Source organism: Streptomyces sp. NRRL F-5122, assembly GCF_001507435.1.
GTDB classification, from domain to species: Bacteria; Actinomycetota; Actinomycetes; order Streptomycetales; family Streptomycetaceae; genus Streptomyces; species Streptomyces lannensis.
In genome coordinates this window covers 1-19,953 of record NZ_LMWH01000243.1, presented here as the reverse complement: position 1 = coordinate 19,953, position 19,953 = coordinate 1, and the positions used below count along the sequence as shown (strand labels likewise).

Sequence of the window (19,953 nt, the reverse complement as noted above, 5' to 3'; positions counted from 1 at the left end):
TCAGTGAAGATCGGGGGCGACCTCGGCCCCGAACGCCGCGATCTGGTCGGTGAGTTCTGCGCGGCTGCGGCTGCGGAACCGCACCTGGATCTGGTGCACGCCCATGGCGCCGTACGCGCGCAGCGACTCGGCAAGGACCCCGGGCGGTCCGGCGAGCGTGCGCCGGCCCACGTCCCACCCCGGCCCACCCACGTACAGCGGCTCGGTGATGGCTCCCACGGTGAAGGGCCCCTCGACTCCGGCCTCCGCCCGGATCCGGTGCAGACGGTCGATCTGCGCGGGCAGCCGGTCCCGGGGATCGCCCTGCGGGAGCCAGCCGTCGCCCTTGAGCGCGGCCCGGCGCACGGCGGCGGGCGAGGAACCGCCGACCCACAGCGGGACACCTGTCTGGACCGGCCGGGGCCGCTGCCCGAGATCCGCGAAGTCGTACGCCTTCCCGTGGTGCTCCGGGTACTCCTGCGGACCCAGCGCCGCCCTCAGCGCGTCGATCACCTCGTCGAGCAGGGCACCGCGCCGGCCGAAGTCCACTCCGAGCGCCTCGAACTCCTCCGGCACATGTCCGGCCCCCACACCGAGCACCAGCCGTCCGCCCGAGAGGTGGTCGAGGGTCGCGTACTGCTTGGCGGTCACGAGCGGATGCCGCAGTCCGACGATCGCCACATGGCTCAGCAGGCGCAGGCGCTCGGTGACGGCCGCGAGGTGGGCGAGGGTGGCGACCGGGTCGTACCAGACCGTGCTCATCGCGGGGGCGAGGCGGCGCGGGACGGCGACATGGTCGCAGCTCGCCACATAGGCGAACCCGGCGTCCTCCGCGGCCCGGGCGACGGCGACGAGGTCCTCGGGACCCGCACCCGCCTCCCAGGCCTCGGCGTAGAGCGTGCTCTGGGACTGGATCGGGAGCTGCATCCCGTATACCAGTTGCCCGTCCGGCCGCACCTGCATAAGCCATCCACCTCGCTGACGGACCGACAGTTTGACCGAGCCAGTCCATAGTGATAACTGACGGCCCGTCAGACAAGGGGGTGCCGCCCGCGTTCCGGGCGGCCACGTTCAGGAGCGGTACGGGTTGCGCAGATAGGTCTGACTCAGGTCGCCCGTGTTGCCGAAGTAGCGTGAGACGAGGTACGCGGGATCCGTCGCGATCACGCCGGCCTGGAGGTCGCTGCCGTCGTTGGAGTCGTCCCAGGCCCACGGGGCGTGCGCCGCGTTGTCCTGACCGTTGTCACCGCGGAAGGCGCCCCACTTGGCGTAGGTCTCGGTGTTGTTGCGCCGCCCCCAGAGACTGTCGGCGGTGGTGAGATCGGTGAGTCCGTAGCGTGCGTCGCGGTCGTTGCCGCCGTTCGGGACGGAGCCCGCGCCGCGGCTCGGCGCGTAGACGATGCCGTCGCCGCCGGGGAAGTCGGTGCCGTCCCAGGCGTAGGCGCCATGGCCGCGCGCCTCCTGGAAGCTGGTCGGGTGCTGCGCGCCGTCGTAGTTCTGCATGATCACCGTGCCGTCGATGTTCTCGCGGCCGTCGGTGAAGGGGCTGCCCGGCGGGGTGTAGGAGTAGAAGTTGTCGTGCGCGAGCGTCACGACGGCCTGCAGGGTCCCGTACTCGCCACCGTCCTTGCGGACGACCTCCACCTGGCCCTCCATGTCGTTCTCGTGCGACAGGAGGTTCAGCGGGTAGTCCTTCCAGTCCCGGGGATGGAAGAAGGCGTACGTGATGTACCAGTGCGTTTCGGTCTCGGCCACCGAGTAGTACACGGTGCCGGTCAACCGCGAGGCATTGGCGTCCAGGTCCTCCCAGTCGTCGACGGTGCTCCAGTCGCCGTCGTAGTTCACCGGCGCGAGGCAGTCGGCGGTGTAGTAGGACGACGAGGTGTCCTGGTGGTGCAGTGGCGCCCAGCGGTAGGCGAGGTCGGCGTCACCGGGAGCGGCCTGGGCGGGCGGCGCGCCGAGCAGCACGGTGGCGCCGACGAACGCGGCCGACAGGGCGGCCAGGACTGATCTCCGACGGGGCACGGCGGTCCTCCGGCAAGGGGAGCGGGGATATGCGGGTGCCCCCATGCTGAGGACCGGCCGGTCCCGGTGCGGCCACGGTCGGTGAACGTTCAGCGCGGTGCGCGATTGTTCATCTGCGCGCCCCGGACCCTGCGCGGATGCTCCTCATTCCCCCGCCGCCGCGGGGGCCTGCCCCGGCCACAGGCCGTCCTCGGTCAGCCCGAGCAGCTCGATGGCGTTGCCCCGGACGACTCGCTCCACGACGTCCGCGGCGAGATGGCCCATCTGCGCCTCGCCCACTTGCCGCGACTTCGGCCACGTGGAGTCGGAGTGCGGGTAGTCGGTCTCGTAGAGCACATTCCCGACACCGATGGCGTCGAGGTTGCGCAGCCCGAAGGCGTCGTCGAAGAAGCAGCCGTGGACGTGCTCCGCGAAGAGTTCGGGGGGCGGCCTGTGCACCTTGTCGGCGACCCCTCCCCAGGCGCGGTTCTCCTCCCACACGACATCGGCGCGCTCGAGGATGTACGGGATCCACCCGATCTGCCCCTCCGCGTACATCACCCTGAGATGCCGAAAGCGCTCGAACTTGCCGCTCAGCAGCCAGTCGACCATGGAGAAGCAGCAGTTGGCGAAGGTGATGGTGGAGCCGACGGCCGGCGGGGCGTCGGCGGAGGTGGACGGCATGCTGCTGCTGGAGCCGATGTGCATGGCGATGACGGTGCCGGTCTCGTCGCAGGCGGCGAGGAAGGGGTCCCACTCGTCGGTGTGGACGGACGGCAGCCCGAGACGCGGCGGGATCTCGGAGAAGGCGACGGCCCGCACGCCGCGCTCCGCGTTGCGGCGCACTTCGGCAGCGGCGAGACCGGCGTCCCACAGCGGGACCAGGGTGAGGGGTATCAGACGGCCCTGCGCCTCGGGACCGCACCACTCCTCCACCATCCAGTCGTTGTAGGCGCGCACCCCGAGCAGTCCCAGCTCGCGGTCCTTCGCCTCGGTGAAAGTCTGCCCGCAGAAGCGCGGGAAGGTCGGGAAGCAGAGGGCGGACTGGACGTGGTTGACGTCCATGTCGGCGAGGCGCCGGGGGACGTCGTACGAGCCGGGCCGCATCTGCTCGTATGTGATGACCTCGAGCTTGATCTCGTCCCTGCTGTACCCGACGGCCGTGTCCAGGCGGGTCAGGGGGCGGTGCAGATCCTCGTAGACCCACCAGTCGCCGACCGGCCCGTCGTCGCCCGGTGCGCCCATGACGGGGGCGAACCTGCCGCCCAGGAAGGACATCTCCTTCAGGGGCGCCCGGACGATGCGCGGTCCCGTGTCGCGGTACCTCCGCGGGAGCCGGTCCTGCCAGACGTCCGGGGGCTCCACCGTGTGGTCGTCGACGGAGATGATCTTCGGGAAGGTGCTGGTTCCGTTGGACTGTGAGGTCTCCATACGGTCACGGTAGCGCTGACCTGACGATCCGTCAGCTTCTTATGGAACCACTCCGGCCCGGCGATGCGTGGAGAGAACTTGTGTGGGCAGTGTGATGTCCCACCCGGCGGGCTGTGATCGCTGTCTCCCATGGCTGACGTATCCGCCATGAACAAGGCAAACTGGCCTCCTGGTTGTGGACGGTTCGGCAGGGGGCCTGGGGGCAGCGATGGAGGGTGTACCGCGAGTGCCGCAGCAGCGGGGTCCCGAGGAATCGGCGACGCTGCGCTTCGGCGTGCTCGGGCCGGTGCGCGCGTGGCGCGGAGAGGAGCTGCTGGCCACGGGCTCGCCACAGCAGCGCGCCCTGCTGGCCGCGCTGCTGCTGCGCGAGGGCCGTACGGCGACCGCGTCCGAACTGATCGACGCGCTGTGGGGCGAAGAGCCGCCGCCGCGCGCGCTGGCCGCCGTACGCACCTACGCCTCACGGCTGCGCAAGGTCCTCTCACCCGGAGTGCTGGTCAGCGAGTCGGGCGGGTACGCGCTGCGGCTGGGCGACACCCGCTCCCTGGACGTCGCGGCCGCCCAGGAGCTGGCAGCGGAGGCGGAGAAGGCCAAGAACGCCGGGAACCTGTGCCACGCACGGCAGGTGCTGAACGAGGCGCTGGCGCTGTGGGACGGGGAGTCGCTGGCGAGCGTGCCCGGACCGTACGCGGACACCCAGCGCACCCGCCTGGAGGAGTGGCGTCTGCAACTCCTCGAGTCCCGCCTGTACATGGACCTCGAGCAGGGCTGCCATGCGGAGGCGGTCTCCGAACTCACCGCCCTGACGGCCGCGCACCCGCTGCGCGAGCGGCTGCGCGAGCTGCTGATGGTGGCGCTGTACCGCTCGGGCCGCCAGGCGGAGGCGCTGGCGGTGTACGCCGACACACGGCGTCTGCTGGCCGACGAGCTGGGAGTCGACCCGCGTCCCGGCCTGAAGGACATCCAGCAGCGGATCCTCCAGGCGGATCCGAGCCTCGCGGAACCGTCCGCCCCGGCTCAGGAAGTCTCGTCCGCACCCGTCCGGCCTGCGCAACTGCCCGCCAATGTCCCGGACTTCACGGGCCGGGCGTCGTTCGTCGCCGAGCTGGGAGAGGTCCTGGCCTCGGCCGAGGGCAGGGTGATGGCCGTCTCGGCGCTGGCGGGGATCGGCGGCGTGGGCAAGACGACGCTGGCGGTGCACGTGGCACACCAGGCGCGTTCGGCCTTCCCGGACGGGCAGTTGTACGTGGACCTGCAGGGTGCGGGCCCCCGGGCGGCGGAACCCGAGACGGTCCTCGGCTCCTTCCTGCGCGCTCTGGGCGCCGCGGACTCGGCGATCCCGGACTCGCTGGAGGAACGGGCGGCGCTGTACCGCTCGGTTCTGGACGGCCGACGGGTCCTGGTCCTGCTGGACAACGCGAAGGACGCCGCCCAGGTACGCCCGCTGCTGCCCGGCACGGAGGGCTGCGCGGCCCTGGTCACCTCACGGGTGCGCATGGTGGACCTGGCGGGCGCGCATCTCGTGGACCTGGACGTGATGTCCCCGGACGAGGCGCTGTCCCTGTTCACGAAGATCGTGGGCGAGGAACGGGTGGCCGCGGAACGCAAGGCGGCGCTCGACGTGGTGGCGGCGTGCGGCTTCCTGCCCCTGGCCATCCGCATCGCGGCGTCCCGCCTCGCGGCCCGGCGCACCTGGACGGTCTCGGTCCTGGCGGCGAAGCTGGCCGACGAGCGGCGCCGCCTGGACGAGCTCCAGGCGGGAGACCTGGCGGTGAAGGCCACCTTCGAGCTCGGTTACGGCCAGCTGGAGCCGGCCCAGGCCCGCGCGTTCCGCCTGCTGGGCCTGGCGGACGGCCCTGACATCTCCCTGGCGGCGGCCGCGGCGGTACTGGACCTGCCGGTGGACGACACCGAGGACCTGCTGGAGTCGCTCGTCGACACCTCCCTGCTCGAGTCGGCCGCGCCCGGCCGCTACCGCTACCACGACCTGGTCCGGCTCTACGCGCGTGCCTGCGCCGAGCGGGACGAACATCCGCCGAGCGAGCGGGATGCGGCGATGTCGCGGTTGCTGGACTTCTATCTGGCGACGGTCTCGGGGGTCTACCTGATCGAGCGGCCGGGGGACCGGCTGGTGGACCACCTGGAGCACGCCGCATATCCGGGGCTGACCTTCTCGGACCGGCACCCCGCCCAGGACTGGCTGTATTCGGAGGCGGTCTGCCTGCTGGCGTGCGTACGCCAGGCCATGCGCACGGGGATGATGCGCCGTGCCGTCGACGTCCTGTGGGCAGCGGTCGACCTGGCCGAGTCCGGGGCCAACTCCAAGGAGTACGAGGCCGTGGCCGCGCTCCTGCGGGATGTCGCCCGGGAGGCGGGCGACCCCCGTACCGAGGCACGGGCGCTGACGGCGCTGGCCTTTGTGCACCAGCACAACGGCAGCCGGTTCGACGTGGCCGTCGAGGAGGCACAGTCGGCCAATGAGCTGGCCCGGTCCGCCGACGACCCGCTCACGGCCTGCTGGTCGTCCAACATCAGCGGTGTGATCGCCCTTTACCAGAACCGGAACGACGCCGGCGAGGTGCACCTCACGGGTGCCATCGAGAACTTCCGCGCGCTCGGGGACCGGCCGGGCGAGGCGAGCGCGCTGTGCAACCTCTCGCGCGTCCACCTCGCCACCGGACGCACGGAGACCGCCGTGGAACTGGCACGGAAGGGCACGGCGATGTACGACGACATGGGGCACGCCCTGAAGGGCGCCAACGGACGGTACGCACTGGGCCTCGCCCTCACGCAGAGCGGGAAGTTGGCCGAGGCGACGGAATGCCTGCATCAGGCACTGTGGGTCTTCCGGGACAGCAGGCAGCGGCTGTGGGAAGGCATGACCCTGTTCCGCCTCGCGGAGCTCGACCTCGCCGCCCGGCGCCCGGCCCAGGCGGCGTCGAACGCCGAGATGGCCCTGACGCTGCTGCGCGGCATCGGCGGCGAATGGCGGCACGCCAATGTCCTCACGGTGCTGGGGCGCTCCCTCAACGGGATCGGCCAGCTGGACCGCGCCCAGGTGTGCTGGCGCGAGGCCCTCGAACTCTTGGAGGCGCTGGGCGCACCGGAAGCGGACGAGGTCAGAGGGCTGCTCAAGGTCGCGTCGGCCGCCTGAGTCCAAGCGGATCGCCGTCGGGGAGCAGACGTTCATCATTCGTTTATCGCCGCACAGCACTCTTGGCTGTGTCGAACCGTCGCATCGGGGGGCAGACGGAGCGGCGGCCGGCCGGCCCCTCTAAGGTGTACCGGCCCAGCAGATCCGTCCGGCAACCCTCGGGGGAGTTGCCGGGCGGATCCTGCCCAACCAGCGCACAACACAGGGGAGTCAGCGAGATGAGCGACCAGAACACCACGGACAACGTCCACGCCACCGGCGAGCCGGTCGGCGATGCGTCCACGGACAACGTCCACGCGACCGAGGAACCGGTCACGGTCAAGAACGTCCACGCCACGAGCGAGCCGCTCGACCTGAAGGGCGAGGGCACCGGCACGGCCACGCCGGACAACGTCCACGCCACGGACGAGAAGGCCTGACCAGACTTACCTCCACACGGGGATCGGCCGCGGCGGCGCGGAGGGGGAGCCGCCGCGGCCGTGGTGTGTCACGAGCAGAGTTGTACCGGCGCCCGCCGCCACAGCAGTAGTCGACTCCCCTGAGCCGGACCTGGCGGCGCCACACGCCGTCGGCCCGCGGAGAGCGGCGGGGCCTCGGCCGCAAGCCCGCTCCGCCCCGTTCGCCCGCCGGACATCCATCCGTCGCACCCGAGGGCCACGCTCAGGTGCCATGGCATCCGACCGGAGCGCGTCGGCAGGAGCTGGGCTGCCGACGGCGATCGCTGAGTTCCTCCCGCTCGCCGTGGTGGCCGTCGTGCTGATGGACGCCGCCACCGACTTCTTCCCCGACGACCCGCTCGTCGGGATCCTGACGCCGACACGGCTCACCCTGGTGGTCGGGTTGATCGCCCTGGTCGTGCCCGTGCCGGGCCGGCGACGGGCCCGGCTCCGGGACTTCCGGACCCGGCTCGACCTCCCCATCGTGCTGCTGCTCCTCGCCGCGGCGGCGACCACGTACGCCGGCGGGCACCCCACGGCGCCGCTGCGCGGACTGCTGAGCGTCGTCGTCTGCTACTACCTGGTCGTCGGACTGCGCCGCACCCAGCCCGCGTCGTGGCGCGCGATCGGAGTGCTCGCGGTGGCCGGGCTCGCGGCGGCGAGCACCACCGCCTTCTCCCAGGTGACCAATGAGATCCCGACCGGCTTCTGCCGTACCGGCCTGCTCACCGACGTCGCCTGCGACGCGGGCGGGGACGGTGTGCTCATCCGGGCCACGGGGACCTTCTCCAACCCGAACCTGCTGGCCGCCTTCCTGGTGCTCCTGCTGCCGTTCGTCCTGCTCGCAGCCGTCTCCGTCGACGACCGCACGGCGCGCACCGCGATCGTCGTCCTGGTGCTCGTCGGATACGGGGCTCTGCTGACCACGTTCTCCCGCGCCGGATATGTCGCCGGTGCCGCCGGGCTCCTGGTGCTCGGCGGGGCCCACTGGCTGGCACCCCGGCTCGCCGAGCGGGCGCAGCGGCGGCTGTTCGCCGTCCTGGGCGTGCTGTCCCTGCTCCTGGCGTCCGGGGTCATCTGGGCGGTGTCCCGGGCCGGGAACTCCCTGGGCGTACGGGGCCAGGCCTGGGCCGCGGCTCTCGAGATCGGCGCCCACCATCCGCTGGGCGTCGGCCTCGGACGGTCGGGCGCCGTCATATCCGCCACCGCACCCGGTGACCGGGTCTTCGTCCACGCCCACAACCTCTGGCTCAACTGGCTGGTGGAGGCGGGGCCGCTCGGTCTGCTCGCGGTCGCCCTGGTCGCGCTGATCGCCTTGGCCACCGCGGCGCGCGCCGCCCGTACGAAGTCGGTCGTCGGCACCGTCGGGCTCGCCTCGCTGACCGGGTTCTTCCTGATGAGCATGCTGGACCATCCGGCCAACCTGGACCGGATCGACGTCCTGTTCTGGTGCGTACTCGCCGTGATCATGGCCGATGCCCCGGTCGCCCGCCGCCGCCCCGGTGGCGCCCCGGCACCCGGCGCCGCTCGGATCGAGCCCTTCGGCCAGGGACCCCGGCCCGTCGGCGCCGGTGTGGGCTCCCACCGCGCTCCCGCCCCGGTGACCGGCGGCCCGGACGGTGAGCTCTGAACCGGAACCGGCCGTCGTGAACCGCCGCGCTCAGCCCCGGTGGCCGACCCGTCCCGCAACTCACCCTTCACCACCTTGCCGCTCGCGTTGCGCGGCAGTTCCCGTACGAACTCCACCACCCTCGGCACCTTGTAGTTCGCCATCTCCCGGCGGGACCACGCGATCAGGTCGTCGCGGGTGAGCACCGCCCCGGGGCGCCGGACCACGTACGCCTTGCCGACCTCCCCGAGGCGGGCGTCCGGTACCCCGATCACCGCGACCTCCGTCACGTCCGGGTGCAGGCCGAGCAGTTGCTCTATCTCGGCCGGGTAGGCGTTGAAGCCACCGACGATGAACATGTCCTTGAGCCGGTCCGTGATGCGGAGATTGCCGAGCGCGTCCAGCACGCCCACGTCGCCCGTGCGCAGCCAGCCGTCGGGGGTCAGCACCTCGGCCGTGGCACGCTCGTCCTCGAAGTAGCCCTGCATGACGTTGAAGCCGCGGACCAGCACTTCACCGGGGACGCCGGGAGCCACCGGCCGGCCGCTCGCGTCGGCGACCCGTACCTCCGTGCCGGGCAGGGCGCGGCCCGACGTCGTCGCGATCACGGACGGCTCGTCCCCCCTGCGGCACATCGTCACGAAACCGCTCGCCTCCGACAGGCCGTACGCCGTCAGGACCGTCTCCACACCGAGCTCGGCGCGCAGGCGTTCCACCAGCCGCAGCGGCACGACGGCCGCCCCGGTCACCACCAGGCGCAGGGCCGAGAGGTCGTGGGCGGCACGGGAGGGGTGGTCGAGGAGGGACTGGTGGGGGGTGGGCGGGCCCGGGAGGACCGAGATGCGCTCGGCCGCGATGTTCGCCGGCACCGTGTCCACGTCGAACACCGGCTGCGGGACCATCGTCGCTCCCCGCATCAGGCATGCGAGCACCCCGGCCTTGTAGCCGAAGGTGTGGAAGAAGGGGTTCACGATCAGATAGCGGTCGCCCCGCCTCAGACCCGCGAGATCCGACCAGATCCCGTACGCGCGCAACGACTGGGCGTGGGTGATCACCACCCCCTTCGGACGGCCGGTGGTGCCCGAGGTGAAGACGATGTCCGAGGGGGACGTCCCGGTCAGGGCCGCCGTCCGTGCCCGTACCTCCCCCTCCCCCGTCCCCTCGCCGCCGGCCAGGAAGTCCTTCCAGGTGCGGAAGTCGGCCGGGGCGTCGTCCGCCAGCACGACCACCTGCTCCAGGTGCGGAAGGCCCGGCAGAGGGCCCTTCCCCGGTCCCTCCCCCGCCGCACGGCGCAGCGACGCCACGTACGACGTGCCCAGGAACGTTCCGGTGACGAACAGCAGCTTCGCCCGGCTCCTTTCCAGCACGTACGCCGCCTCCGTGCCCTTGAACCGCGTGTTGAGCGGAACGAGCACCGCCCCGGCCGTCACCGCACCCAGCGCCGAGACGATCCAGTCCAGGGTGTTCGGTGCCCAGATCGCCACCCGGTCGCCGACACCGACGCCGTTCGCGATGCAGGCCGCGGCGGCACGATCCACCCGGGCGCCCAGTTCCGCGTACGAGATCCGGGCGCGGCCCTCGACCACCGCCTCCACGTCCCCGTGGCGATCGGCCGCGCTGCGCACCAGGCCCGCAATGCAGCCCCACTCCATGTCACCGCGCACAGCGACCTCCTGGAACATGAACTCGGAACGCGTAGCTGACTGTCCGTCAGATTAGCTGTAACCTGACGACCTGTCAGCCGCCGGTCCGGACTCCACGCGGAGGTGTGCCCATGGCAGGGCTCAAGGACGCGACCGCCGTCGTCGGCATCGGGCAGACCGACTTCGCCCGCCGACTGGGGGAGCCCGAGAAGACCTTGGCGTGCCGGGCGATCCTCGCGGCTCTCGACGACGCGGGAATCGCGCCCGGCGAGGTGGACGCGCTCGCCTCCTACACCATGGAGGAGACCGACGAGGTCGAGGTGGCCAAGGCGGTCGGGTTCGGGGACCTGACCTTCTTCAGCAAGGTCGGCTTCGGGGGCGGCGGCTCCTGTGCCACCGTCGCCCATCTCGCCGCCGCCGTCGCGACCGGGCAGGCGACCGTCGGTGTCGCGTGGAGGTCGCGCAAGCGCGGCAGCGGCCCCCGGCCGTGGCGGAACACGGCCGTCCAACTGCCCACCCCCGCCCAGTGGACCCGGCCCTTCGGACTGCTGAGGCCGGTCGACGAGATCGGGATGCTCGCTCGCCGCTACATGCACGAGCACGGGGCCACCCGGGACCACCTCTTCAACGTCGCCCTCGCCTGCCGCAACCGGGCCAACCAGAACCCTGCCGCGATCATGTACGAACGCCCGCTGACACGGGAGATGTACATGAGCTCCCGGTGGATCAGCGAGCCGCTGTGCCTGTTCGACAACTGCCTCGAGACGGACGGAGCGCTGGCCTGTGTAGTCGTCTCCGCCGAGCGCGCCCGCGACTGCCGGCACCGGCCGGTGTACGTCCACTCCGCCGCCCAGGGACTGCCCGCGCAGCACCACGGGATGGTCAACTACTGGAACGACGACCCGCTCACCGGCCCGGCCTGGACGGCCGCCCGGCACCTGTGGAAGCACGCCGACCTCGCCCCGGACGACGTCGACGTCGCGCAGATCTACGACGCGTTCACCCCCCTCGTACTGCTCTCCCTGGAGGGATACGGCTTCTGCGGCAGGGGGGAGGGCGGGGCCTTCACCGAGGGGGGCGCGGTCGAGATCGGCGGGCGGCTGCCGGGCAACACCGCGGGGGGGGGGCTGTCCGAGGCGTACGTCCATGGGTTCAACCTGATCAACGAGGGCGTGAGGCAACTGCGGGGTACCGGCACCGCCCAGATACCGGGCGCGGCAACCTGCCTGGTCACCGCCGGCGAGGGTGTGCCCACCTCCGCCCTTCTGCTGAGGAACTGACCCGTGTCCGCCCACCCTTCGTCAAGGAGCCGCAGCATGGCCGACGACCTCCTCTCCCCGGTCCGCGACGAGGACGGCGCGCCCTTCTGGGAGTACGCCGCACACGGTGAGCTGCGTGTCCAGGCCTGCGCGGACTGCGGCGAGCCGCGCTTCCCGCCGCGCCCCTGCTGCCCGGACTGCGGGTCCTTCGCGAGCGAATGGCGGCCGACGAGCGGGAAGGGGCGGATCTGGTCGTACGTCGTCGCGCATCCGCCGCTGCTTGCGGCGTACGCGGCGCGTGCGCCGTACAACGTGGTGGTGGTGGTGGAGCTGGCCGAGGCGCCGCACATCCGGCTCGTCGGGAACCTCGTCAGCGGCCGCGACGCTCCTGTGAACTCCGTGCCCGGCGATCGGATCCGCATCGGCGCCCGGGTCCAGGCCGTCTTCGACGGGGACGGGATGCCGCGCTGGGTTCTGGAGCGGTCGTGAGCGCAGGGCTGCGGATCGCCGCCGACAAGGAGACCGGGGTCGCCGTCGTCACCCTCGACCGGCCGGCCAGACTCAACGCCATCGACCTGCCGACCGCCGCGGAACTGACGTCCTGCTGGCTGGAGTTGCGCTACGACGACTCCGTAAGGGCCGTCGTCCTCACCGGCGCCGGAGAACGGGCCTTCTGCACGGGCCTCGACCGGGACGCACACGTGCCCCAGCCGAACTCGCCCTACATGTTGGACGATCCGCTGCTCAGGATCGGCCCGAAGGCGAACGACCTGTGGAAGCCCGTGATCGCCGCCGTGCGGGGCATGGCCTGCGGTGGGGCGTTCTATCTGCTCGGTGAGAGCGAGTTCGTCGTCGCCGACACCACCGCCGTCTTCTTCGACCCGCACACCACGTACGGGATGGTGAGCGCGTACGAGTCGGCGTACATGGTGCACCGCATGCCGTACGGCGAGGCGGCACGGATGGCCCTCATGGGCACCGCGGAGCGGATCTCCGCGCGCCGGGCGTACGAGACCGGCCTGGTGTCCGAACTGACCGATCCCGGCGGCGCCTTGGAGGCGGCACTGCGCTGCGCCGCCGTCGTCGCCTCCTACCCGCAGGAGGGGGTGCAGGGCACCGTACGGGCCCTGTGGGCGGCGAAGGAGGCGGCGCTCGCCCGGTCGTTCGCGCAGGCGCCGGGGCTCATCGCACTCGGCAACCTGCCCGCCGAACGGCAGGCGGAGCTCTTCGCCCGGAGACGGAAAGCGGGGTTCCGGCTCCGGTAGCCCTCGTGTCGCGGGGCTCGGGCCGGCCACCCGCCTCCTCCGCCGCCGTCCCGTGCCGCCTGCGGCTTCCATGGCATCCGTCGGAGAACCCCGTCAGGACCAGCGCGACCAGGGCCTGTGGACTTGAGACCACGCCACAGCATGCTCATGCCAACGGATTATCCGGACACCCCACCCCGACCGCCACCGTCTGGCACGACTCGCGCACCCGGCGTAGCGTCTGCGGTGGCGGCCGCCGTCCGGCGCCCCTTCCGTCAGGCCTGGTGCGACGGCCGTCCGGCTCACGCCGGCTCAGGTGGTCCGGGCCGTCCCCGTCCCCTTCTCCGCGTCCAGGGCGTACACGCAGCGGTCCTTGCTGCACGCGTACACCACACCGTCCTTGACGACCGGCGCACCGGTGATCTCGCCCCCGGTCGCCAGCTTCCAGCGCAGCCGGCCGTCGTCGGCCTTCAGCGTGTAGAGCAGGTGGTCCGTGGAGCCGAAGTGGATACGGCCCTCGGCCACCGCCGGGGAGCCCACGATGTCGCCACCCGCCTGGAAGCGCCACTTCGGTGTGCCCGTGACCGCGTCCAGCGTGTAGAGGCCCTTGCCGCTGCCCACATGGACGTGCCCCGCGGCCACCAGGACCGGTTCGATCGCGGCACGCGACTCGGTGGCGATGCGCCAGCGGTCGCGGCCGTCCGTCGCGTCGAGGGCGTACACCGTGCCGAGGTAGTCCGCGAGATAGATGCCGCCGCCCGTCACCGCCGGACCCGGCACGAACGTCGGCGGGCACAGGAACACCGCCGGCGCCTCGAAGTGCCAGCGCACCATTCCGCTCGACACCTCGACGGCAAGGACCCGGGTGCCGGCCGAGACGTACACATAGCCGTCCGCGGCCCGCGTCAGGCGCACGGGGACACCGCCGCACGAGGCCGCGTCCCCGATTGGGTAGGACCAGCGCTCCTCGCCGGTACGGGCCTCCAGCGCCCGCAGCCGGGCGTCCTTCCACACGTACACCGTGCCGTCGTGGACCACCGGTCCGGCCTCGGGCGACTCGAAGTCCGTCTGGGCACCGGTGATCTCCCACAGCTTCTGCCCGCTGGACGCCTCCCACGCCTGGACGCCGCCGCCGCGGGTGCCGGTGACGACCGTGCCGCGGTCGGCCTTGAGGGAGTACACCCAGCCGTCCATGGACAGCCGCCACAGGTCCGAGCCCTCACGGGCGTCCAGGGCGAACAGCGTCGGGCCGTCGGAGGCGTGCACGCGGCCGTCCGCGACCGCCATCGACCAGGCCACGTCCCGGGTCTTGAAGCGGCGTCTGCCCGTCGCCACGTCCAGCGCGTGCACCTCGAAGGACGTGACGTAGACGAGGTCGTCGGCGACCGAAGGGGTGCCCCAGACGTCGTTCGACATCCGAAAGCGCCACGGCCGCCATCCGGAGGCGCTCTCCGGCGGCGCGACCGCGGGGGCGACCGCGGCGGCCCCGACCAGGCCGTTGACGCCGGGACCCGGGCGGGACCAGGAAGCGACCAGGCCCGCCTCCGGAGGCGGCGCCTTGACCGCGGCGGCCCGCGCGTCGGCGACCCGCGGCCCGGGGCCGATGGGCACGGCTGCACCCGCGAGCCGCACCGGTCCGGCGTCGGGCGCCCCGACCGGAACCGGCACCGGGGGGTGCGGGGGCGGAGGCGGCACCGCCGGGCGAGCGCCCCCGCCGCTGCGGTTGCCCGAAGAGGACGGCTTCGCCGCCGGACGCCCGCCCCGGCGCGACTCGATGAGGCCCACGGCCTTCTCGGGCAGCCACGCGGACGCCGTACCGCTGTCGTCGGACCCCGAGCCGAAGAGGTGCGGCGCGAGCTGCGCCTGGAGGTCGGCCGGGTTCGGACGGCCGGTCGCGTCCATCTGCATGCAGGACTCGATCAGCGGACGCAGTTCGTCCGGCAGCCCCGAGAGGTCCGGGCCCTCGCGCAGCAGCATGAACACGGTCTCGACGGGATTGGCGCCGTGGAAGGGGGGATGTCCGGTGGCCGCGAAGACGAGCATCGAGCCGAGCGAGAAGACGTCGCTCGCCCCCGTCACGCTGCGCGAGTCCTTCGCCTGCTCGGGGGACATGTACGCCGGGGTGCCGACGGCGACGTTCGTCATCGTCAGACGCGTGTTCGACACCCCGGAGGCGATACCGAAGTCGATCACCCGTGGACCGTCCTCGACGACGAGCACGTTCGACGGCTTCAGGTCGCGGTGCACCAGGCCCGCCCCGTGGATGGACTGCAACGCCTCCGCGACGCCGGCCGCCAGCCAGCGCACGGCCTGGGCCGGCAGCGGCCCGCAGTCGGTCACTATCTCCTCGAGGGAGGGTGCGGGCACGTACGCGGTGGCGAGCCACGGCACGGCCGCGCGCGGGTCGGCGTCGACCACGGCCGCCGTGTAGAAGCCGGAGACCGCGCGTGCGGCCTCGACCTCACGTGTGAAGCGCACACGGAAGAGCTGGTCCTCGGCCAGCTCGGTGCGCACCGTCTTGATCGCCACGCGCCTGCCGGACGCCGAGCGCGCGAGATAGACCAGCCCCATGCCGCCGGCACCCAGCCGTCCCAGCACCTCGAACGGCCCGATCCGGCGCGGATCGTGCTGTGTCAGCTGATCCACCACTTGCCTGCCACCTCCCCGTACGGGTCGCGTCATCCGCCTTGTGCACGCGACCCCGTGCAGCGTCTCACCACCGCACCGCCGTGGCGGCACGCAGCCCGATTCTCCCTGTCCGGGCCACTGGTTGCGAACCCGGGGGCGGATCGGGGTGTCTCAGGACAAAACCATGCCGGACCGTCCTTCGGGAAGCAGGCGCCCGCATCATGAAACGCCTGAGGCGCCCGTGAAGTGCCGCCCCGCGCGCCCCTGCCGTGCCACGAAGTGCGGCCCCTGACAGGGAAAGGGTCCCGGCTACCGCTGGAGCAGTGCGAAGGAAGCCCCCTGATCGTCCGTGACCACCGCCACCCGTCCGTACGAGGTCTCGAACGGTGGTACCTGTACACGACCGCCGAGCCGGCTCAGCACGCCGAGCGCGGCCGCGCCGTCCGCGACACCGAAGTGGACGAGGAAGTGGGGCGGCATCTCGGCCGGGAAGACGTCCAGCAGGGGTGCGCGCCCGAAGTCGGGCACCGCGTCCGGGCCGAACAGGGCGTCGTGGAACAGACCCGTGTAGAAGGTGTTCGCGGCGGCCGTGTCCCGCGCGTAGAGCTCGGCCCAGGTGAAGGAGCCGGGTTCGTGCCGCCTTCCGAAGCCCGGGTGCGTACCGGCCTGCCACAGTCCGAAGACGGCGCCCTCGGGGTCGGCCGCCAGCGCCATGGTGCCCAGCGAGTCCACCGGCGTGGGCGGAACGACGATCCGGCCCCCTGCCGACCGGATCCGCCCGGAGAGCGCCGTGGCGTCGGGCGTCGCGAAGTACACCGTCCAGACGGTGGGCATCCGCCCGTCCCGCTTGGGCACCAGCGCGGCCACCGTCTCGCCGCCCGAACGGGCCCACACCGAGCCCCGGCCGTCCTCGAAGTCCCATCCGAAGAGGCCGCCGTAGAACCGCTTGCCCGCCTCGACGTCGGGCACGTGCGCGTCGATCCAGCAGGGGACGCCCTCCGGGAAGGCGGGCCCGTCCGGATCCTCACGGCCGGAGGCGCCCTCTCCAGGGCTCGCGCCGTTCTCGCATGGCGGGGTCGAGGGCGGATTTTCGGCCATGCCGCCAACTTAAGGGCGCTTCCCGTCGGGCGCGCGCCCGCGTACTCCCTTCTCACGCGCCCGGGGAGCGGTTGTGCACCCCTCTACTCCCCATTTGCAGTCGGCCGAATCGCGCTCCGATCACCCCTCGGTAAGCTGACGGCATGACAGGACAAGTGCGTACCGTCGACGGCCGCGTGGCCGGTCGGCGTGGGCAGGCGACCCGGCAGAAGCTGCTCGACTGCCTCAGCGAGATGCTCAGCTCGTCGCCGTACCGGGACGTCAAAGTCATTGATGTCGCCCGGAAGGCCGGGACGTCGCCGGCGACCTTCTACCAGTACTTCCCGGACGTCGAAGGCGCCGTCCTGGAGATCGCCGAGCAAATGGCCGCGGAGGGCGCGGGGTTGACCGCGCTGCTCGAAGGGCGCTCGTGGGTCGGCAAGACGGGCTGGCAGACCGCCCAGGAACTCGTCGACGGATTCCTCGAGTTCTGGCGCAAACACGACGCGATCCTGCGGGTCGTCGACCTCGGGGCGGCCGAGGGCGACAAGCGCTTCTACAAGATCCGCATGAAGATCCTCAACTCGGTGAACAACTCCCTGGCGGACTCCATCACCGAACTCCAGTCCAAAGGCAGGGTCGACAAGGACGTGAACCCGGCGGCCGTGGCCGGCTCGCTCGTGGCGATGCTCGCGTCCGTGGCCTCGCACCAGAAGGGCTTCCAGTCCTGGGGCGTCAAACAGGCCGAACTCAAACCGAACCTCGCACTGTTGGTGCATCTGGGTGTCACGGGGAAGAAACCGACGAAGTAGGCGTCCGTCACGCTGCGTCGCCGTAAGGTTTTCCCTGCCCTGGTCGGCTGTTCCAGCCCAAGTTCTGTCATGCGGGCGGTGGTTCACTCCGGTGGACCACCGCCCGCTGCTCATGTGCGGGTGGCGGGCAGCGGACGGTCCTCCACCACGTGCTTCATCACCAAGGTGGACGTCAGCCGCCCCACGCCGGGAAGGGTGGCGAGGCGCTCGTCGTACAGCCGCTGGAAGGCGGCGAGGTCGGCGGTGGCGATCCGCAGCAGATAGTCCGGGTCGCCGAACAGCCGCTGCGCCTCCAGGACGTGCTCCACCTCGCTGAGCGCCCGCTCGAACCCGGCGACGGTGTCCCTGTCCTCCTGGCGCATCGAGACGAAGACCAGCGCCTCGAAGTTCAGCCCGAGTGCGGCCGGGTCCACGACCGCCCGGTACCCGCGTATCGCCCCGCTCCGCTCCAGCTCGCGCAGCCGCCGGTGGCACGGCGAGACGCTGAGCCGCACCCGCGCGGCCAGCTCCGTCACGGTCAGCCGGCCGTCCCGCTGGAGCTCGGCAAGGATTTCCCGATCCACACTGTCCATGAGGCAGATCTTCCCTCGAAACGGGCCACAGTGAGCAAATTCAGGGAACACATTCGGGCCTATCACACCTAATGTCACCGGCATGGACACGGGAACCTTGATGTCTTTCCTCGCCGTGGACCTGCTTCTGGTGTGTGTGCCGGGTGCGGACTGGGCGTACGCGATCGCGGCGGGGCTGCGGGGGCGGTCGGTGGTGCCGGCGGTGGCGGGCCTGGTGGCCGGGTACGCGGCGCACACGGCCCTTGCGGCGGCGGGGCTCGCGGTTCTGGTGGCGGGGTCACCCGGGTTGCTGACGGCGCTGACGGTGGCCGGAGCCGGATATCTGGTCCGGCTGGGCTGGCAGGTGCTGCGCCGCCCCGGCACTCCGGGCGCGGCGCCGGAGGGCACCACCGGCACGTCACCGGCCCACAGCTTCCTGCGGGGCGCTGCGATCAGCGGACTGAACCCCAAGGGGCTGCTGCTGTATCTCTCGGTGCTGCCCCAGTTCCTGGTCACGCGGGGTGCGCACCTGCCGGTGGCGGTGCAGACGGGGGTGCTCGGCCTGGCGCACATGGCGTGCTGCGCCGCCGTCTACCTGACCGTCGGCACCCTGGCCCGGGCCGTGCTGCGCACTCACCCTTCCGCCACCCGTGCGGTCACCCGGACAAGCGGCGCCGCGATGCTGGGGATCGGCGCGTTCCTGCTGGTGGAGCGTCTGGCGACGATCTGAGCGACGCGAGGGCGCCCCACCGGCTCACCGGAGGGCCGATCGCCCACGGGCCGGGCGACCGGTGCCGCGCCGACGGCCTGATCACCGCTGCACGAGCCGGAACAAACGGATCTCCCGCTCCACCCGCTCCTGGTAGGTCGCGTACGGGGGCCGGAAGGCCACGACCGCCTCCCAGGCCTCCGCCCGCTCACGGCCCTCCAGCAGACGGGCGGTGACCGGGACGTCCTCCCCCTTCCAGCTGATCTCGGCGTCGGGACGGACGAGGAGGTTGGCGGTCCACGCGGGGTGACCGCTCCGCCCGAAGTTCGACCCGACGACGATCCAGCAGCCGCTGCGCTCCGGCATGCACGCCAGGGGCGTACGGCGCGGCAACCCGCTCCTGGCTCCGGTGGAGGTGAGGACCACACCCGGCAGCATCAGGGAGCTGAGCAGGGCCCTTCCCCGGGTCAGCCGATGCACCGCACGGTCCGTCGCCGGCACGACGTGGGGCGCGACCTTCGCGAAGGCGCCCATGGAGGAAAGCTTCCGCACGATCCGTACACCCGCGGACGTCATACGGCCACCTCTCGCCCCTCGAAGAGCCCGGCGGTGTCGGCGGCGTGCGCCCGCAGCCGGTGCACGGGACCGAACAGCAGCTCGTCGCCGGCCGCGCGCTTGAAGAAGAGATGCGCCTCGTGCTCCCAGGTGAACCCGATGCCGCCGTGCAGCTGGATCCCCTCGGCCGCGGCGATCCGCAGCGCCTCCAGCGCCTGCGCCAGGGCGAGCCCGCCCACCGGCTCCCCCTGCCCGGCCGCCCAGGCCGCGTAGTAGGCCGCCGAACGAGCCGCCTGCACACTCACGTACACATCGGCCAGGCGGTGCTTCACGGCCTGGAAGGACCCGATCGCCCGCCCGAACTGCTCCCGTTGCCCGACGTACTCCACGGTCCGTTCCAGCGCCCGGTCGGCGGCCCCCACGGCCTCGCAGGCGAGGACGGCCGCTGCGCGGTTCCCGACGGCGGCGAGCGCGCCCGGCACATCGGCTCCGTCCTCGCCCAGCAGCTCCGCCTCGACGTCGCGCAGCCGGACCCGGGCGCGGGGACGGGTCACGTCCAGAGCCGTCTGCCGTGTCCGCAGCCCGGCATCGCGTACGAGGAACAACAGGGTCCGCGACCGTGCGAAGCCCCCGGCGTGGGCTGCCACGAGAAGCAGCCCGGCGCTGTGCCCGTCGAGCACCTGGCCGACCTCGCCGTACAACCGCCAGGCCCCGCCGGCCCGCCGGGCCTGGACGCCGCCCGCACGCCCCCCGCCGACCCAGCCCCGTTATCTTCTTTGCGGTCCTGCAAGAGGGCCGCTGGCCTCCGGGCCCGGCATGGCTGTTGCCCCCTGTCGAACGGATGACCTGGGGGGTGGTGTC

The 19,953-nt window shown here is 72.0% G+C and carries 15 protein-coding genes and 2 pseudogenes; 8 read left to right on the top strand and 9 right to left on the bottom strand.

Annotated elements, in window-relative coordinates; translation table 11 throughout:
* The 3 genes from ADL25_RS27685 to ADL25_RS27675 form a co-directional block, all read right to left on the bottom strand.
* Complete coding sequence (locus ADL25_RS27685; protein ID WP_059130563.1) at positions 1–942, bottom strand: LLM class F420-dependent oxidoreductase; 942 nt, start codon at positions 940–942, stop codon at positions 1–3.
* A gap of 108 nt (positions 943–1,050) precedes the next feature.
* A complete protein-coding gene (locus ADL25_RS27680; protein WP_199839218.1) occupies positions 1,051–2,004 on the bottom strand; it encodes a hypothetical protein in 954 nt (317 codons plus the stop codon).
* A gap of 144 nt (positions 2,005–2,148) precedes the next feature.
* Positions 2,149–3,414 (bottom strand): amidohydrolase family protein, encoded by a 1,266-nt coding sequence (locus ADL25_RS27675; RefSeq protein WP_059130561.1) that lies wholly within the window; start codon positions 3,412–3,414, stop codon positions 2,149–2,151.
* 208 nt (positions 3,415–3,622) lie between these two features.
* Here ADL25_RS27675 and ADL25_RS27670 point away from each other — a divergent pair, with 208 nt between their 5' ends.
* The 3 genes from ADL25_RS27670 to ADL25_RS27660 all read left to right on the top strand — a co-directional run bounded on the left by ADL25_RS27670 (position 3,623) and on the right by ADL25_RS27660 (position 8,635).
* The gene (locus ADL25_RS27670) at positions 3,623–6,568 is read left to right on the top strand and encodes an AfsR/SARP family transcriptional regulator (RefSeq protein ID WP_059130560.1); all 2,946 of its coding nucleotides are present in this window, start codon (positions 3,623–3,625) and stop codon (positions 6,566–6,568) included.
* Between the two features lie 218 nt (positions 6,569–6,786).
* Positions 6,787–6,987, top strand: coding sequence for a hypothetical protein (locus tag ADL25_RS27665; protein ID WP_059130559.1), 201 nt, complete (start codon positions 6,787–6,789; stop codon positions 6,985–6,987).
* A gap of 250 nt (positions 6,988–7,237) precedes the next feature.
* Positions 7,238–8,635, top strand: a complete 1,398-nt coding sequence (locus tag ADL25_RS27660) for an O-antigen ligase family protein (protein ID WP_063805761.1) — start codon at positions 7,238–7,240, stop codon at positions 8,633–8,635.
* A gap of 47 nt (positions 8,636–8,682) precedes the next feature.
* Here ADL25_RS27660 and ADL25_RS46545 read toward each other — a convergent pair.
* Positions 8,683–10,278, bottom strand: a pseudogene (locus ADL25_RS46545) (FadD3 family acyl-CoA ligase); the annotation flags it as partial.
* Positions 10,279–10,388: 110 nt separating this feature from the next.
* Here ADL25_RS46545 and ADL25_RS27645 point away from each other — a divergent pair.
* From ADL25_RS27645 to ADL25_RS27635, 3 genes are read left to right on the top strand one after another with little or no spacing between them, the layout of a single operon-like run.
* Positions 10,389–11,537, top strand: coding sequence for a lipid-transfer protein (locus ADL25_RS27645; RefSeq protein ID WP_059130556.1), 1,149 nt, complete (start codon positions 10,389–10,391; stop codon positions 11,535–11,537).
* A 36-nt stretch (positions 11,538–11,573) separates the two neighbouring features.
* Positions 11,574–12,005: a Zn-ribbon domain-containing OB-fold protein gene (locus ADL25_RS27640; RefSeq protein WP_059130555.1), complete on the top strand. Its 432-nt coding sequence runs from the start codon at positions 11,574–11,576 to the stop codon at positions 12,003–12,005.
* Positions 12,002–12,781 (top strand): enoyl-CoA hydratase/isomerase family protein, encoded by a 780-nt coding sequence (locus ADL25_RS27635; protein ID WP_420711367.1) that lies wholly within the window; start codon positions 12,002–12,004, stop codon positions 12,779–12,781. Before ADL25_RS27640 ends, ADL25_RS27635 begins: the two co-directional genes overlap by 4 nt.
* A 291-nt stretch (positions 12,782–13,072) precedes the next feature.
* On the opposite strand, the gene ADL25_RS27630 is transcribed toward ADL25_RS27635, so the two are convergent.
* Positions 13,073–15,409 carry a serine/threonine-protein kinase gene (locus ADL25_RS27630; protein WP_059130554.1) on the bottom strand — a complete coding sequence of 779 codons (2,337 nt, stop codon included), beginning with the start codon at positions 15,407–15,409 and terminating at the stop codon, positions 13,073–13,075.
* A gap of 288 nt (positions 15,410–15,697) precedes the next feature.
* A complete protein-coding gene (locus tag ADL25_RS27625) occupies positions 15,698–16,486 on the bottom strand; it encodes a VOC family protein (protein ID WP_159045019.1) in 789 nt (262 codons plus the stop codon).
* A gap of 143 nt (positions 16,487–16,629) precedes the next feature.
* On the opposite strand from ADL25_RS27625, the gene ADL25_RS27620 reads away from it, so the two are divergent.
* Positions 16,630–17,277: a TetR family transcriptional regulator gene (locus tag ADL25_RS27620; protein WP_079050609.1), complete on the top strand. Its 648-nt coding sequence runs from the start codon at positions 16,630–16,632 to the stop codon at positions 17,275–17,277.
* Positions 17,278–17,387: 110 nt separating this feature from the next.
* Here the strand turns inward: ADL25_RS27620 and ADL25_RS27615 are convergent, their stop codons facing one another.
* Entirely contained in the window at positions 17,388–17,849 is a 462-nt protein-coding gene (locus ADL25_RS27615) for an Lrp/AsnC family transcriptional regulator (RefSeq protein WP_059130552.1), read from the bottom strand.
* An 82-nt stretch (positions 17,850–17,931) separates the two neighbouring features.
* Between ADL25_RS27615 and ADL25_RS27610 the strand changes: the two genes are divergently transcribed.
* Positions 17,932–18,558: a LysE family translocator gene (locus ADL25_RS27610; protein WP_059130551.1), complete on the top strand. Its 627-nt coding sequence runs from the start codon at positions 17,932–17,934 to the stop codon at positions 18,556–18,558.
* A gap of 81 nt (positions 18,559–18,639) precedes the next feature.
* On the opposite strand, the gene ADL25_RS27605 is transcribed toward ADL25_RS27610, so the two are convergent.
* A complete protein-coding gene (locus ADL25_RS27605; protein WP_059130550.1) occupies positions 18,640–19,113 on the bottom strand; it encodes a nitroreductase family deazaflavin-dependent oxidoreductase in 474 nt (157 codons plus the stop codon).
* Positions 19,110–19,853 (bottom strand): annotated as a pseudogene (locus ADL25_RS27600) (acyl-CoA dehydrogenase family protein); the annotation flags it as partial. The pseudogene ADL25_RS27600 and the gene ADL25_RS27605, both read right to left, overlap by 4 nt.
* Between the last annotated feature and the right edge of the window lie 100 nt (positions 19,854–19,953).